Raw genomic sequence first — 15,137 nt, forward strand, 5'->3', positions numbered from 1 at the left:
TGAGGGTGTGGGAGAGTAGGTCACCGCCGGACTTAACTTGAGTAGATGGTTTGAGGCCCTGGTACCGTTTGGTGCCGGGGCCTCACCTGTTTAACGAGAAGGGGAGGGGGAATTGGGCAGCTGGTGCTGCTTGGTTCCCCCTCCCCTCCTGCTTTAACCTCGATAGCTGCTAAGCGACTAAGGCAACCATAAACACTTGACTTAGGCATCATTGTTCAAGGGGTCACTCGAAATGGGCATAGTGTGGGATATGAGCGAGGCTGCGACTGACTCATCGACGGTGACTCGACTCGTCTTCCAATTGCGAAAGAGGGAAACCGAACGTGAGAACTTATGTCGTTACTGGCGCTGCTTCCGGTATTGGCGCGGCCACTGCAGAATTGATTCGAGAACGTGGGCACAAGGTCATTGGAGTTGATCTACGCGATGCTGAGGTAACTGCTGACCTATCGACGCAGGCGGGCCGGCTAAGCGCCATCAGCCAGACCATAGAGCATTCCGAAGGCAAGATTGACGCGGTCATCGCGGCCGCAGGCATCTCGGCTCCTAAGGCGATTACCGTCTCGGTAAACTACTTCGGCGTAACCAGGTATCTGGAAGGCCTGCTGCCTGCATTGGGACTCTCGCAGTCACCACGCGTGGCCGTGGTTTCCTCGATGGCCTCGATCCAGCAGAATTCCGCTGAACTCGTTGATGCGTTGCTTGCAGGCGACGAGGAAGCAGCCCTGGCCATTGGTGCAGCCTTGGAAGCCGCTGGCCCGCGATCCGGTTACCTGAATTACCCGTCCTCCAAGCGTGCGCTGAGCCGCTGGGTTCGCCGCGAGTGCATCTCGGAGAAGTGGGCCGGCGCAGGGATCCCATTGAACGCTGTGGCTCCTGGCACCGTGATCACCAACATGACTCGGGACCTATTGGCGACAGAAGAAGGCAAAACGATGGTTGACCAGAATGTGCCGATGCCATTGAACTACCACTCTGAAGCCGTGGTAATTGCCAAGCTACTGCTGTGGCTAACGAGTGCAGAAAATACTCACGTCACCGGGCAAACGATTTACTGCGATGGCGGTGCCGAGGCTACGCTCCGCGGGGATGATATCTGGAGCTAGCCCAGTTAGCTGGGTATGTCGAAGGACACTATTGGTAACGCGTTCTGAAGTGGCGCATCCACTGCGTGCTTGATATAGTTATGGAGTTGTCGCAATCGCGAATGACACCGTAGTTTTCCCATGGCTAGCCATGAGGTATAGAGTTACGGCGATCATAGCGTGGGGGAAACGCCCAGATCCATACCGAACCTGGAAGCTAAGACCCACAGCGCCGATGGTACTGCACTCGGGAGGGTGTGGGAGAGTAGGTCATCGCCGGGCATAATTTGCCGAAGGCCCCGAACTTTTGTTCGGGGCCTTCGATGTTTAACCGGACTCTCGCGCAGCGGACTTAAAGCCAATGGCGGCTTGGAGTTCAATTTCCAAGCCGCCATTGGCGCTAGCCAGTATTAGGCGTTGTCCAAGCGCAGACCGCTTTCCGTATCAAACAGGTGCGCGTGCTGCAGATTTGGTGCAATATTGATGCGCTGTCCACGTGCGGGCGGCGTACGGCCGTCAACACGAACCACGACTATCTGAGTTTCGCCGCCTAGCTCTGCCGAACCGTAGATGTAGGCATCTGCGCCGAGCTCTTCAACAACGTCGACAACAATCTCCACGCCTTCGCCGGCACCGACAATCTCGATGTCCTCTGGACGGAAGCCCAAGGTGACTCCACCCTGTGCTCCCGGCGCATCGATAACAGCTGAACCGAAAGCAACCTGTCCATTGGCAGACTGCAACTGCACCAGGTTCATGGCAGGGGACCCAATGAAGCCTGCGACGAAGACATTGCGTGGGCGATCGTAGAGCTCACGAGGAGTGCCTACCTGCTGCAATTCGCCGTCCTTGAGTACGGCAACGCGGTCACCCATAGTCAAGGCTTCCACCTGGTCGTGGGTCACGTACACGGTCGTGACACCGAGTCGGCGGGTCAGCGACGCAATCTGGGTACGGGTCTGCACGCGCAGCTTTGCATCGAGGTTGGACAGCGGTTCGTCCATCAAGAACACCTGGGGCGAACGAACGATGGCGCGACCCATGGCCACACGCTGACGCTGGCCGCCAGACAAGGCCTTGGGCTTGCGGTCCAAGTACTTCTCCAGATCGAGAAGCTTGGCTGCCTCCAGCACGCGCTTCTTGCGTTCCTCCTTGTCGACGCCGGCGATCTTCAAGGCAAAGCCCATATTCTCGGCAACGGTCATGTGGGGGTACAGCGCGTAGTTCTGGAAGACCATGGCGATGTCGCGGTCCTTAGGCGGAACGTTGGTCACATCCTTATCGCCAATGAGAATACGACCGGAGTTTACTTCTTCCAAACCCGCGAGCATGCGCAGGGTGGTGGACTTGCCGCAACCGGAGGGGCCGACCAGGACAAGGAATTCTCCATCTTGGATTTCCAAGTCGATAGCGTCGACGGAAGGCACAAGTGCGCCCGGGTAAATACGGGTGGCCTTTTCAAAGGTCACAGTTGCCATGATGACAATCCTTTCACGGGCAGGTACGTGCCCGACGATCCGTAGTGAAAGTGAGTTGGGACACTTCAGTGTCGCATGGAAATCAGACTTTTCAAAAGGTGTGGTAATTCACTTGGCGAAAGGATATTATGCGCGGCCGCAGTTGGTCCAGGTCCCACCTTGATGCCCAGATCCGCTGCGCCAAGAACCTTGAATCCGTTCTCGTCGGTCACGTCATCACCGACAAAAAGGACCGCTTGGACGTCGAGTACTTCACGCAACCACTGCAGGCTCTGGCCCTTATCACCGTGATGCACGGTGGCCTCTAGCACCGCTTTGCCTTCAAGCAGTTTGATGCCATCCAAATCACCTAGCGCCTGCCGCGCCTGTGCCAGGGCCGTGGCAGCAACATCAGGTGTTGCCTGGCGGACGTGCAGGACCGTGGCCGACGGTTTGTACTCCACGCTGGCGTTCGCGTGCATCGCAGCAACTCGTTCCAGGCGCTGGGTAATTTGTCCGAGCAGCTCGGACTGCCCAGCGGTCAGCGGCTCATCGTGCCAGATCGCGCCCAGCTGTGGCGGAACCATGCGCTCGGCGCCGTGCGAACCAATGCGAATCTCTGGACGAGGCTCAGGATAGACCTCGCTCAAGGACTGCAGGTTACGCCCCGACACCACCGCGGTGTATACCCCGGGACTGGAAGCCAGCTGCTCGAAGGCAGCAGCAGACTCTTCCAGCGGCCGGGCCTCTTGCGGCCGGTCAACCAGCGGGGACATCGTTCCATCAAAGTCCAAAGCAACTAGTACCCGCTGATGGGCAGCAAATTCAGCCAGCGCGGCCTGCAGGGCAGGGTCAAGGTCAGGCAATGGTATTCCTCATCGGAGATCAGGATTCCTGTCGGAATCTTCTAGCGAACGATTTCGTGCACGGAGGTGGCCGCGTTGATCTCGGCCAGCTCGGCCAGGAAGTCCTCGGACCACTTCGAGACGTCGTTGAGCGCCAAGTGGCGGTTCATGCGTTTCATCCGGCGTTCCTGCTCTGCCTCATTCATCTGAACCGCTTCAACGATCCTGGCCTTCATCCCGTCGATATCGTGCGGGTTGACCAGGACAGCCTGGGTCAGCTGATCTGCAGCTCCGGTGTACTCCGAGAGCACCAGTACGCCGCGACCATCCTGGTGCGCAGCGACGAACTCCTTGGCCACCAGATTCATCCCATCGCGCAGGGCCGTGACCAGCAGGACATCGGCTGCCAGATACATGGCGATCATTTCGCGCAGCGGATAGGACTGGTGCAGGTAGCGCAGGGTGGTGTGGCTCAGGGTGTCATGCTGGCCGGTGATCTGCCCGACCATGAGCTCCACCTGATCACGCAGCTCGATGTAGCTGTCCACGTTTTCCCGGCTGGGGCTGGCTACCTGGATCAGGCAGACATCACCGGCGCGCAGAGTCTGGTCGGAGAGCAGCTCGCCATAGGCCTTCAGGCGGTGGCGAATGCCCTTGGTGTAGTCCAAGCGGTCCACGCCCAGCATGATGGTTTTCGGATTGCCCAGCTCATGGCGGATCTGGGCGGCACGGGCAATGATTTGCGGATCGCGTGCGAGCTTGGCGATTTGCTCGGTATCGATGGAAATCGGATGCGCATTGGCACGGCAGAGATTCTGCATGTCGTTACCGGCTGGGGGCGAAGCCACATCGCCCTTGGTGGAGTAGTCGGTGAACCGGCGCAAGCAGCGCAGGAAATTGCTCGCATCGGTTTCGCGCTGGAACCCGACCAAGTCCGCGCCGACCAGTCCCTGCAAGATCTGGGTGCGCCAGGGCAGCTGCGAAAACAGGCTGGCCGCCGGGAACGGTATGTGCAGGAAGAAGCCGATTTTCAGATCGGGTCGCGCCAGCCGCAGCATCTGCGGAACCAGCTGTAGCTGGTAGTCGTGGACCCACACGGTAGCGTTCGGAGCAGCGATTTCCAGTACGGCATCGGCGAATCGCTGGTTGATCCTCTTGTAGCGGTCCCACCAGGTGCGGTGGTACTCCGGTGGCACGATGACGTCGTGGTAGAGCGGCCAAAGCGTCGAGTTGGAGAAGCCCTCGTAGTAGAGGGTCAGGTCATCCTCATCCAGGGGGACCGGAACCAGATGGATGTCATCCTTGTCGAAGCTCTCCAGCTTCTCGCCGATACCGCCATGCCAACCCACCCAGGCACCTTCGGACGCAGCCATGACCGGTTCCAAGGCGGTAACCAAACCACCGGGCGAACGCTGGAATCCTTGCGATCCGTCAGGGTTGGTGATGCGGTCCACCGGAAGGCGGTTGGCTACAACCACAAAATCGTAGGAATATTCGGTCTTTGTACTCGGCGCTGGGGTACCCACTGCAAACCTCCTGGTTTGTTCAATCTGGTTCACCGGCGTGGTGCAGATTCGTCGGTTCTGAGTGAATGACTTCTCGTCAAATTTCCTCGCTCTTGCTATTTAGCCTAGTGAAAACTGACTGCTAAGGGAACGAAGAGACGGATTTCTCCGTCATATGGGCTACTTCTGCGCATGTGCCGCGTGGTCAGCAAAGGACGGGCAGCAAAGAAACGATATCCGACGATGGCTTGGTTTAACGCTCAACTTAAGGTTTTCGAAGCACTTTGGGTGCTGTATGCGAAAGATATGTGAGTCCTGTGAAGGTGGGGGAATCTTGAGTTTTCAAGGATATTGGCGCTCGGAGTTGGCTAAGCTTGACTCCAGATGATAGTTGTCCGCTGACCAAGGAACCGCCAAATTTATGTCTACAAATAATCCGCGCCCATCGAAGGCAGAGCGAACCGCGAGTGCCCGAGAGAAGGCGGCGCAGATGCGTGCCGCTCAAGATGCCGCTCAGAAGCGCAAGTCGCTTTTCGTGAAGCTGGGCGTATTGGCCGCAGTCATTGTGGTCATCGCACTGGTAGTTACCTTGATCGTGCAGAACAACAACGCAAAGGTGGCAGACTCCGGCGCCGTGCCGCAGGGCGGTACCGCAGCCGGTGGCATCATGGTCACCTCGCCGGACACTGTCGCAGAGAAGTCCATCGAGAATGTGGATATCAAGACGCTCGAAGCGCCTGCCGAGGCGCCATCGCCTGCTACCCCACGCGACCTGACGGTGGCTGAAAAGGGCGAACCGATCAACATCGCCATGTACGTTGACGCCAACTGCGTTCACTGTGCAGACTTCGAGGCTACCTACGGGGACCAGATCGAGGAATGGCTGGCCAACGGCGACGTCACCGTTGAATACCGCAACGTCGGCTACCTTGACCGTGGTTCAGCAACCAACTTCTCCTCGCGCGGCGCCAACGCATTGGCTTGCGTCGCCGACGAAAGCCCAGAAGCCTACATGGGCTTCGTCAAGGCGCTGTGGGGCCACTACCCGGAGGGCGAGATGAAGAACGCCGAGCTGGCCGATCTGGCGATCCAGAATGGCGCTGCGCAGTCCGTTGAAAGCTGCATCGCAGATGACAAGTTCCGTCCATTCGTCCAGTACACCACTACTGCCGGCCAGTACGATGGCGTGGCTGGCACCCCATCGATCTTCGTCCAGGGCGAGGTAGTCGATCTGGCAAAGGAAGACTTCCCAACCGCAGTGAAGGAAGCAATCGCTGCCAACAAGTAAGTCGAACCGGTAGCCTCTGGACAATTGTTCGGGATCCGGTAGTATCCTTATTGATCTCGCACCCCGACCGATGGGAAGGAAGCCAATGCTGGCTTCCTTCCCATCGGCATTTAACTCGGAGCATCGCCAATTCGCAGTGCCGCAGGGTTTTCGGATATTCTTATTCGGTACGCCCCCTTAGCTCAGCTGGCCAGAGCGTCTGTCTTGTAAACTGAAGGTCACCGGTTCGAATCCGGTAGGGGGCTCTGACCTGGTCCTGACCAGCAACGGGAACCGTGTCCATGAATCTTCATGGCGCGGTTTCTTTTTTTAGCCCCAGATCATGCCCGAGCCAGCGTCGCGCCTATGGCAGGCTCAAAGATCCCGCCGGTAGAATTCTGCGCAGAACCTATATTTGAAGGAGCCGACCATGGCCGGAGGCCTTGCAGCACTATTGGACGACGTGGCGGCGCTGGTGAAAGTCACCGCGGCATCGCTTGATGACATCGCGCTGGGCGCTGGCAAGGCCAGCACCAAATCGCTAGGCGTCGTCATCGATGATGCGGCAGTCACCCCGCAGTACGTGGCCGGGCTCTCGCCCAAGCGCGAGCTTCCAATCATCTGGAAGATCGCCGTTGGGTCTATCCGGAACAAGATGCTGTTCATCCTTCCGGTGGCGCTGGTCCTATCGCAGTTCGCTCCATGGGCGCTGACCCCGATCCTGATGATCGGTGGCGCCTATCTGGTTTTCGAAGGCGCCGAGAAGCTGCTTGAGGCGATGGGCGCGATCAAGCACCACACTCCGGGCGGAAAGGAGGGAGTGCGCGACGAGAAAGCGATCATCGGATCGGCAGTGCGCACAGACCTCGTGCTTTCCGCGGAGATCATGGTCATCTCGCTGAACGAGGTGTCCCACGAGCCGTTCTTGAATCGCGCGCTGATCCTGATTGTGATCGCCATCCTGATGACCGTCGTGGTCTATGGCGCCGTGGGCTTGATCGTCAAAATGGACGACATCGGCCTGCACATGGCCGCCAAGCCGCGCCAGCTGACGCAGAAGATCGGGCGCGGCCTGGTCAAGGCGATGCCCATCGTGATGTCCATCCTGAGCAAGGTCGGCGTGATCGCGATGCTCTGGGTCGGCGGGCACCTGCTGCTGGTCGGCATGGATGAACTGGGCTGGCACGCACCGTACGGCTTCGTGCACCACGTGGAGCTGCTGGTCCACGACGCGACCGGCCAGGCCGGCGCCGTGCTGGGCTGGCTGGTGAACACCGCCTTCTCCTGCCTTGCCGGTTTCATCATGGGTACCGTGATTACCGTCATCATCCTGGGCATCCAGAAGCTGCGCCACAAGGGCAAAGCCGAAGCAGACCACTAGGAACAGGAATCAGCCAGATGCCCGCGCACGTAGAATAGAGAAGTTGCCGCCCGGACTCGGTCTACCGGTCCAGCCCAACTGTCTGGCCTACGTGGAAAGATCGATGCGTGTTGAGTAGAGAATTGACAGATCAGGCCACCGCCCGCCATGCGCGCGGAGCCTACTTCACCCCGGAACCCGTTGCCAGCTTCATGGCGCAGTGGGCGCTGGGGGAGCAAGGATCCAGGGTCCTGGAACCCTCCTGCGGTGAAGCGCAATTCCTTGCCGCTGCCCATCCGGTGCTCGCAGATGGCCGAGACCGGGTCGAGCTGGTGGGCCTGGAACTGCACGAACCATCGGTGCAGGCCGCCCGTGAACGGATGAGCGCCGCCGGGATCGACGCGCGCATCGAGCACGCCAACTTCTTCGAGGTCACCGGCAACGCCGAGTTCGACGCTGTCATCGGCAACCCTCCCTACGTGCGCTACCAGCTGCACCGCGGGGCCGACCGGCGGCTCTCGCGCGCCGCGGCCAAAGCCTCGGGCGTGGAACTGAATGAACTTGCCAGCATCTGGGCCGCTTTCGTCGTGCATGCCACCAGCTTCCTTGCCGTCGGCGGGCGCCTGGCCCTGGTGCTTCCGGCAGAGCTGATGTTCGTGAACTATGCCGGGCCTGTCCGCCAGATGCTGCTTGAACGCTTCGCCAGCGTGCACCTGGCCGTCTTCGAAGAGCGCTTGTTCGCCGACGCGCAGGAAGAAGTGGTGCTGCTGCTGGCCGAGGGCTTCCGCGAAGGGGCTAGCGGTTCCTTCAACCTGCACCAATTCCGCAATGCGCTGGATCTGCAAGCCCTGGGCGAAGGCACCCGCCACACCCCGGTGCGCATGAACGAGCGCTGGACCGGTTCCCTGGTCGGCCTCGAAGCCCAGGGGATCTTGTCGGCGGCACTGGCCGCCGGCCGGATGGCGCCGCTGCAGTCCTGGGGCGAAACCTCGCTGGGCGCGGTCACCGGCAATAATAAGTGGTTCACCCTCTCGGCCCAGCAGATCCAGGACCTGGGGCTGGCCCGCGAGGACCTGATCCGGATCTCGCCTCCGGGCTCGCGCCACCTGCGCGGGCTGGAATTGAGCGAGGACGGCTGGGAAAAGCTCGCCGAGCACGGGGCAGCTGCCTACATGTTCCGCCCCGGCGCGGAACCCAGCGGCGCCGGTGCGCGCTTCGTGGCCAGCGGTGAACTGCAGAACGTCGACCAGGCCTACAAGTGCAAGGTGCGCTCGCCGTGGTGGCGGGTGCCGGTGCTCTCGGTGCCGGACCTGTTCATGACCTACATGAACGCCGACACCCCGCGGTTGACCGCCAACGAGGCCGCGGTGCACCACATCAACTCGATCCATGGGGTGTACCTCGGCGCCGATGCGCGCGAGCTGGGCCGCGAGCTGCTCCCGGTGGCATCGCTCAATACCCTGACCATGCTCGGAGCCGAAATGGTGGGCCGCTCCTACGGCGGCGGCATCCTGAAGCTGGAACCGCGTGAAGCCGACCAGCTGCCGGTCCCGGCGATCGGCATGGTGCAGCGCTATGCCCGGCAATTGCGTGCCATCAAGCCGGCGGTGCGTGAACTGCTGGTGCAGGGGCGCAAGCAAGAGGCCACCGACCTGGTGGACGGCGTGGTGCTCGAGCAGCTGCTCGGCTTGGAGCCGGATGCGCTGGAGGCGGTCCGCACTGCGCGAATGAATATGCTCGAACGCCGCAAGGCCAGAAGCAAAGCCGTGAGGGGATGAACGTGGCCAATCCTGCGATCGAAAAGACCTTGGCCTTTGCCGAATTCGATACCACGTTGATGTCAGCGGCGAAGGATTCGCCCTGGCTGGGCAATGGCGCGGTAACCGAGGAATTCAACCCGTCCTTCCCGGTGCTCGAACGCCTGCTGAGCATCCCGGTCCGCAACAAGGCGGTCACCCGATCGGGCCGCTTTGCCCAGGGCGTGGACGCATGGCTGGCCCATGAATTGCGCCGTGCCGGATTCGATGCGGATCTGGTGTGGCCGCGTCCCGAGGCGCCCCGGGTCTTGTCCAGCGACATCCTGGAACTGCTGCGCAAGCTGCCGGAGCGGCTGGCCGACGAGGTGCACGAGTCCATCATGGCGGGCAAGGCGGGCAGCATCGACGCGCGCATCCTGGGCCGCGCCTACATGAAGCAAACCGACGTGGTGATGACCCATTGGTCCACCGGTCCCGAGCTGCTGCTCAGCACCAAGGCGATGACCTCATCCTTCGGCAAGAACCTGGCCAACCGCTATGAAGAGGCCTATGGGGATGCGGCTAACCTGCGGGCCCGCTACCCGCTGGCAGCCGTCGGGTTCTTCTTCGTGCAGCGTGCCACGATCCTGGAATCCGAGCCTGCCGCCTTCCGCCGCACCGTGGACATGATCCGCAAGCTGCGCGACTTCGGCGACGGCTTCGGGTACACCGCCACCGGCCTGCTGCTGGTGGATTGGGATGAGAGCGCAGAGGATCCAGAAGTGAAATGCGTCCACGCTCCGGTGCCAGCGGATATTGCCGCGCCGCAGTTCCTCAACGCCATGGTCGATGCGGTCCTGAAGGTCACCCCGATTGACCTGCACGAGGCCGCTCGCGCTCGCCGGGCCGGAGAAGTTGCCCCGCTGCCGGGCCACGGCTCCGTGGACGAGCAGCAGGACGCCCTGTTCTAGGCGGTCACATCACCGGCACGGTGGAGGCCGAATCATCGGATCCGAACTGCGCGGCGAATCCCTGGACCGGGGCCGGGCCGGCCATGAGGCTCGGGGCTGGCATCGCACTTTCGGGAAGGTGGATCGCCACGTGGTCCTCGGAGGCCTGCGGCAATTGCGCGGCCCACTGCCATGCGGCCTCGGTGGCCCGGTAGATGAACTTCAGCTGCCCATCGTGCTCGAAGCTGCGCTCGCGCTGCCACAGTTCCGAGCGCTCGTAGAAGGCCCAGGATGCCGGGTTCTGCGAATCGATGACGCTGATCGGGGTTTTGCCCGAACGCAGCGCGTGGGCAAGGCGCAGCGACGTCGCATGCTGGCGGATGCCCAGGCGGCGGTAGTCCGGGCGCACGGCCATGCAACCGAGCTCCACGGCATTCATCGAAGAAGTCGGGGCAATGATGGAATCATGCACGAGGCCTGCGGCAACCAAGGTGCCCTGGTCGCGCACGGTCACAAGCAGCGAGAGCCGGTCGAACTTCTGGTTCCAGCGCTGGTCGACCAAGGGGTAGAGGGTCGCTAATTCGGCGCGCTGGGCCGGCTGAACGCATAGGGATGACAAGGAAAAGTTCAGGTTTTCAAACACTGGGGTACGGTCCTAAATTCTAAGAACGAACGAAAGATGAGGCTTTTGCGCGGTGGAAAAATCCACTGCGCGGTTTCGTTGGCCTTGAGGGGACCGATGCCGGCGGCTTCCGGCAACTTCCTTGTAGGGTCCAGTTTGAGCTCGATGAGCTAGAAAAATTATGGAGTCTAAAGTCCCTTTTTGACAAGTGGAAATAGGTACTTTTAGGTGAATCGCAAATAAACTATTCGGCGTTGTTTTTCTGCTCTACTCATTGCCTGAACCACGACTGTTCGAACCTGCGCTCGTAGCGGCATTTCGGCGTGTTCCGGGGGCGGAATCCGGGCGCTGGAACCGGTGGCCGATTTGGAGTGAGGTCCACGGCCCGGTAGGATTGCTTATGCGCTTGGCTTGCAAGTCAGGGCGCAGATGGATCTTTAGCTCAGTTGGTTAGAGCGTTCGCCTCACACGCGAAAGGTCGCTGGTTCGAGTCCAGTAAGATCCACCAAGAACGAAAGCCACCGCAATGCGGTGGCTTTCGCTGTTTCCGGGACAGCCAGGATCCTAGGCGCCAAGCAGCTGGTGCACCATGGGCTTGACCTCTTCTCCGAGCAACTTGATGCTGTTCATCATCGCCTCGTGCGGCAAGGAACCGGCAGAGTACTTGATGTCAACGCGCGACAAGCCCAGCTGCTGGGCCACCTTGGCCATCTTCCGTGCCACAGTTTCCGGGCTGCCGGACATCATGGCTCCCTCGGGCCCCATGGAAGCCTGCAAGCGCATCTTGCTGGCCGGCGGCCAGCCTCGTTCGGCGCCCAGCCGATTCATGGTGCGCTGGTAATGCGGCCAGAGGGTTTCCAGGGCCTCCTGGTCGGTGGAAGCCACCAAGCCATGGAAGTGCGCCGAGACCGGCAATTCTCCATGGCCGAACTCCTTCAGCGCACGGCGGTAGAGAGTGGCCAAGCCTTCGAAGGCCGAGGGCTGGCCGCCGATAATGGCCAAGCACAACGGCAAGCCATGCCGGGCCGCGCGGGTTACCGACTGCGGGCTGCCACCCACACCCACCCAGGTGGTCAAGGGCTGGTCTTCCAGCAGCGGGTAGATCTGCTGGTTGCGCAAGGCGGCGCGGTGCTTGCCCTGCCAGGAAACCGGCGTGCCGTGGCGGAGCTTGGCCAGCAGATGCAGCTTCTCTTCGAACAGGTCCTCGTAGTCTTCAAGATCCAGGCCGAAGAGCGGGAAGGATTCAATGAAGGAGCCACGGCCTGCGATGATCTCCACTCGCCCGTTGGAGATCGCGTCCAAGGTGGCAAAGCGTTCGTAGACGCGCACCGGGTCGTCGCTGGAGAGCACGGTCACCGCGGTGCCGAGCTTGATGCGCTGGGTAGTGCTGGCCAGGGCGGCCAGAACCATTTCGGGGGAGGAGATGGCATAGTCATCGCGGTGGTGCTCGCCGACACCGAAGAAATCAAGGCCCGAGGCTTCGGCCTGCTGCCCCTCGGCGATGACATTGCGGATCACCTGGGCATGGCTCAGCGGGTTGCCCTGGGCATCCTCGGTGATGTCGCCGAAGGTCTCGGCTCCGATTTGTGGCAAAGGGAACTGCGTATTCATTGGATCCTCCGGATTATATGCAAACACATCTAACTTCTGCATGGTGCAACCAACTGCCGAGCGCCGGTATTCCAGTGGCCGAAAATACCCTTAAATGTGTTCGGCAATACCTCCCGAATTCGCCACGTTCCCGACAACTTTTCATGCACGGGTTGTATGGTGAATCCCATGGGAAAAACTTTGGATGAGGGGGCATGATTCGTGGCGCATCGATCTAGCGAGGAACAGGCCGCCTCGTCGAATGCCGTAGGCGAGGATCCGGCTCCGCTAGCTGGCGTCTTGCCCCGCATTGCCACTAGTGAGATCAACATGGGCTTCCATCCGGCAGAGCCCGCCGAAGAGCCGGCAACGGCATCTGAATTGCCGCTCAATACGGCGGTCAGCGCCAACGTGGCGGCTGCCGATGTCTCGGATATCGAGTGGCGCACCGGCCAGGTTCACACCACCGATGAGGGCATTACCCTCATGCCTACCCGCGCCAACCCGGTGGCCCGTCGGCTGCTGGCGAAAATGTGGATCTCGGATACCCCTCCCACTGAGGCGCTGAACATCGTTGAGCGCCTGCAGGGCACCCCCTACGCCAACCCCAAGGTCAATGTGGACCAGGACGCGTCCAACCGGCGCACCATGGAGTTCGCGCTGGATTTGGGCGAGACCTTGATCCGCTACGGCGCAGGCGCCTTGGAAGTGGAAACCAGCGTGATCGCGGTGACCGCGGCACTGGGCCTGAGCCACTTGGACGTGGACATCACCAACCAGTCCCTGCATTTGAACTACAGCCCGCCGGACGCCGAAAGCTACTCGGTGCTGCGTGTGGTCCGCTCCTACACCTCGAACTACGCCGGCATGGTGCTGGTGCACGAACTCGTCTCGGATATCATTGCCGGCGGCGTATCGCGATCCGTTTCAGCGAAGCGGCTGAAGGACATCACGCGGCAGCCCAAGCCGTTCCCGCGCTGGATCGTCGCCTGCGGCCGGGCCGTGTTCGCGGCCGCGTTCGTGCTCTTCATTGGCGGCTCGTGGGCTGGTGCGCTGGTGGCGATGCTGTCCTCGAGCCTCGTGACGCAGATCGGCCGATACGGCTCGCGCTGGAGAGTGCCCGAGTTCTTCACTATCGCGGCCTCGACATTGGTGGTCACCGGCATCGCCTTGCTGGGGCATCAATTCCACGCTCCGCTGGATCCGGCGCTGGTGGTCTCTGGCGGCATCTTGCTGCTGCTTCCGTCGGGCAGATTCGTTTCGGCATTGCAGGATGCCATCAACGGCTTCCCGGTGACAGCGGTAGGCCGGTTGTTCTCGGCCAGCCTGATCTACGGGGCGATCCTCTGCGGAATTGCTACGGCCCTGGTGATCTCGGATCTGCTCGGGGGAGAGAAGGTCGACGTTCACCAGATCGTCCAAACCGACTATCCGGCCTGGCTGCTGGTGGTCTTGGTGGGCGTGGCCATTGTCGCCGGTGCGGTCACCGAGCAGAGCGCGCTGCGCCTGCTGCTGCCTACCGCCGGCATTGCGGTCGGCGGCTACCTGGTGCAGCTGCTGGCTGAAAGCATTGGACTCGGAGACCGGGCTACCCCGGCGCTGGTCGCCACGGTGATCGGTTTCGCCGCGCGGCTGGCAGCGGACAAACTCCGCTCCCCGCAGCTGGTGCTAGCGGCTCCTGCGGTCATGTTCCTGCTTCCGGGCCTGATGATCTTCCGCGCAATGTACGGCATCGTCATCAACGTCAATGACACCGCCACGGGACTGGTGGAGATGTTCAACGCCATGGCGATCATGCTCTCCATCGCTGGCGGCGTCGTCTTCGGCGATACGCTGTGCCGTCCATTGACCTCCAGCGCCCGGCGTGAGCGCCGGCGGATCCGCCGACGCTAGGCTTTCGGCAACGACCAGTCAATCGGCTTCTGTCCGCTGTCGGACAGGAGCCGATTGATGCTTGAGAAGGGCTTGGAGCCGAAGAACCCGCGCGAGGCTGAGAGCGGCGAAGGATGGGCGCTTTGCAGCTGCACGGCATTGGACAGGGACTCGGAGAGTTTCTGCGCATGCTGGCCCCAGAGCAAAGCCGCCGGAGGCCGCGGACGGTCATTGAGCGCGGTGAGGATGGCATGCAGAATTGGCGCCCAACCCAGCTTCTGATGCGAGCCGGCATTGCCAGCGGCTACGGAGAGCACCTGGTTCAACAGCAAGACGCCTTCTGAGAGCCATGGACTGAGATCCGGATGCGCAACCGGATCCAGCCCCAGATCGGACTGCAATTCCTTGTAGATATTGGCCAAGGAGCGCGGCAGCGGTCGCACCTGCTTGTTGGCCGCGAAGGCCAAACCGTTTGCGTGGCCGGGTGTCGGATATGGGTCTTGGCCAATAATTAGGACCTTGACTTCGGACAATGGCAGGCTCAGTGCGCGGAACATCACCTCCGGTGCCGGCAGGATCTGTTCACCGGCCGCCGAACGGGCCGCCAAATCGGTGGCCAGGGAACGCAGCAACGAGTCCTGCTCGCAGAGTGCCGGTACCCAGTCTGCAGCGATAAACCCGTGGTCGGCCATGGATTGGGCACCATGGTAGAACGGGAAATCAGCCGCTTCGTACACTGGTGTCCGAGCTGGCTGGGGTGCATCGAAAAGTGCTGGCTGCAAATCGTCCATAGGGGTAATTGTGCCGTTTTTCTGGCGTGCCTGTGCTCGGCCACACGGTGTTAGGCA

General features: G+C 61.2%; 12 protein-coding genes, 2 tRNA genes and 1 rRNA gene. 9 read left to right on the plus strand and 6 right to left on the minus strand.

The genetic code is table 11. The features are described 5' to 3' along the window. Window positions 1-323 precede the first annotated feature (323 nt). Together ACIQTS_RS16130 and rrf are read left to right on the plus strand one after the other, a co-directional pair. Window positions 324-1,106: an SDR family oxidoreductase gene (locus ACIQTS_RS16130; protein ID WP_400291515.1), complete on the plus strand. Its 783-nt coding sequence runs from the start codon at window positions 324-326 to the stop codon at window positions 1,104-1,106. Between the two features lie 144 nt (window positions 1,107-1,250). Then, a 5S ribosomal RNA gene (rrf, locus tag ACIQTS_RS16135) occupies window positions 1,251-1,367 on the plus strand. A gap of 128 nt (window positions 1,368-1,495) precedes the next feature. On the opposite strand, the gene ACIQTS_RS16140 is transcribed toward rrf, so the two are convergent. The 3 genes from ACIQTS_RS16140 to ACIQTS_RS16150 form a co-directional block, all read right to left on the minus strand. After that, window positions 1,496-2,563 (minus strand): ABC transporter ATP-binding protein, encoded by a 1,068-nt coding sequence (locus tag ACIQTS_RS16140; protein ID WP_105659109.1) that lies wholly within the window; start codon window positions 2,561-2,563, stop codon window positions 1,496-1,498. 65 nt (window positions 2,564-2,628) lie between these two features. Beyond that, complete coding sequence (gene otsB, locus ACIQTS_RS16145; protein WP_400291513.1) at window positions 2,629-3,408, minus strand: trehalose-phosphatase; 780 nt, start codon at window positions 3,406-3,408, stop codon at window positions 2,629-2,631. Window positions 3,409-3,449: 41 nt separating this feature from the next. Further along, the gene (locus ACIQTS_RS16150; protein WP_332503258.1) at window positions 3,450-4,913 is read right to left on the minus strand and encodes a trehalose-6-phosphate synthase; all 1,464 of its coding nucleotides are present in this window, start codon (window positions 4,911-4,913) and stop codon (window positions 3,450-3,452) included. A gap of 400 nt (window positions 4,914-5,313) precedes the next feature. Between ACIQTS_RS16150 and ACIQTS_RS16155 the strand changes: the two genes are divergently transcribed. The 5 genes from ACIQTS_RS16155 (at window position 5,314) to ACIQTS_RS16175 (ending at window position 10,226) form a co-directional block, all read left to right on the plus strand. Beyond that, window positions 5,314-6,180 (plus strand): thioredoxin domain-containing protein, encoded by an 867-nt coding sequence (locus ACIQTS_RS16155; protein WP_332728156.1) that lies wholly within the window; start codon window positions 5,314-5,316, stop codon window positions 6,178-6,180. 171 nt (window positions 6,181-6,351) lie between these two features. Beyond that, window positions 6,352-6,425, plus strand: a tRNA-Thr gene (locus ACIQTS_RS16160). A 164-nt stretch (window positions 6,426-6,589) separates the two neighbouring features. Beyond that, on the plus strand, window positions 6,590-7,540 hold the full coding sequence (locus tag ACIQTS_RS16165) for a DUF808 domain-containing protein (protein ID WP_332487740.1): 951 nt from the start codon (window positions 6,590-6,592) through the stop codon (window positions 7,538-7,540). Between the two features lie 122 nt (window positions 7,541-7,662). Further along, on the plus strand, window positions 7,663-9,297 hold the full coding sequence (locus tag ACIQTS_RS16170) for a class I SAM-dependent DNA methyltransferase (RefSeq protein ID WP_402473898.1): 1,635 nt from the start codon (window positions 7,663-7,665) through the stop codon (window positions 9,295-9,297). Continuing rightward, entirely contained in the window at window positions 9,294-10,226 is a 933-nt protein-coding gene (locus ACIQTS_RS16175; RefSeq protein ID WP_105659115.1) for a hypothetical protein, read from the plus strand. The genes ACIQTS_RS16170 and ACIQTS_RS16175 overlap by 4 nt, the downstream gene beginning before the upstream one ends. 4 nt (window positions 10,227-10,230) lie before the next feature. Here ACIQTS_RS16175 and ACIQTS_RS16180 read toward each other — a convergent pair whose 3' ends face one another. Continuing rightward, the gene (locus ACIQTS_RS16180) at window positions 10,231-10,848 is read right to left on the minus strand and encodes a GNAT family N-acetyltransferase (protein WP_402473899.1); all 618 of its coding nucleotides are present in this window, start codon (window positions 10,846-10,848) and stop codon (window positions 10,231-10,233) included. A gap of 410 nt (window positions 10,849-11,258) precedes the next feature. Between ACIQTS_RS16180 and ACIQTS_RS16185 the strand changes: the two genes are divergently transcribed. Then, a tRNA-Val gene (locus ACIQTS_RS16185) sits at window positions 11,259-11,335 on the plus strand. A 56-nt stretch (window positions 11,336-11,391) separates the two neighbouring features. Here ACIQTS_RS16185 and ACIQTS_RS16190 read toward each other — a convergent pair. Then, window positions 11,392-12,438 (minus strand): LLM class flavin-dependent oxidoreductase, encoded by a 1,047-nt coding sequence (locus ACIQTS_RS16190; protein WP_402473900.1) that lies wholly within the window; start codon window positions 12,436-12,438, stop codon window positions 11,392-11,394. A gap of 201 nt (window positions 12,439-12,639) precedes the next feature. Here ACIQTS_RS16190 and ACIQTS_RS16195 point away from each other — a divergent pair, with 201 nt between their 5' ends. Continuing rightward, window positions 12,640-14,310 (plus strand): threonine/serine exporter ThrE family protein, encoded by a 1,671-nt coding sequence (locus ACIQTS_RS16195; RefSeq protein WP_105659118.1) that lies wholly within the window; start codon window positions 12,640-12,642, stop codon window positions 14,308-14,310. On the opposite strand, the gene ACIQTS_RS16200 is transcribed toward ACIQTS_RS16195, so the two are convergent. Then, complete coding sequence (locus tag ACIQTS_RS16200; RefSeq protein ID WP_402473901.1) at window positions 14,307-15,080, minus strand: uracil-DNA glycosylase; 774 nt, start codon at window positions 15,078-15,080, stop codon at window positions 14,307-14,309. The two genes, ACIQTS_RS16195 and ACIQTS_RS16200, sit on opposite strands and share 4 nt — an antisense overlap. Between the last annotated feature and the right edge of the window lie 57 nt (window positions 15,081-15,137).

It is taken from the genome of Glutamicibacter sp. NPDC090743 (genome assembly GCF_044769125.1).
Lineage (GTDB): Bacteria > Actinomycetota > Actinomycetes > Actinomycetales > Micrococcaceae > Glutamicibacter.

Excerpts from the sequence above, each read along its gene's own strand:
- ACIQTS_RS16140 (WP_105659109.1), bottom strand. The coding sequence starts at position 2,563 with ATGGCAACTGTGACCTTTGAAAAGGCCACCCGTATTTACCCGGGCGCA.
- ACIQTS_RS16155 (WP_332728156.1), top strand. The coding sequence starts at position 5,314 with ATGTCTACAAATAATCCGCGCCCATCGAAGGCAGAGCGAACCGCGAGT.
- ACIQTS_RS16165 (WP_332487740.1), top strand. The coding sequence starts at position 6,590 with ATGGCCGGAGGCCTTGCAGCACTATTGGACGACGTGGCGGCGCTGGTG.
- ACIQTS_RS16175 (WP_105659115.1), top strand. The coding sequence starts at position 9,294 with ATGAACGTGGCCAATCCTGCGATCGAAAAGACCTTGGCCTTTGCCGAA.
- ACIQTS_RS16190 (WP_402473900.1), bottom strand. The coding sequence starts at position 12,438 with ATGAATACGCAGTTCCCTTTGCCACAAATCGGAGCCGAGACCTTCGGC.
- ACIQTS_RS16200 (WP_402473901.1), bottom strand. The coding sequence starts at position 15,080 with ATGGACGATTTGCAGCCAGCACTTTTCGATGCACCCCAGCCAGCTCGG.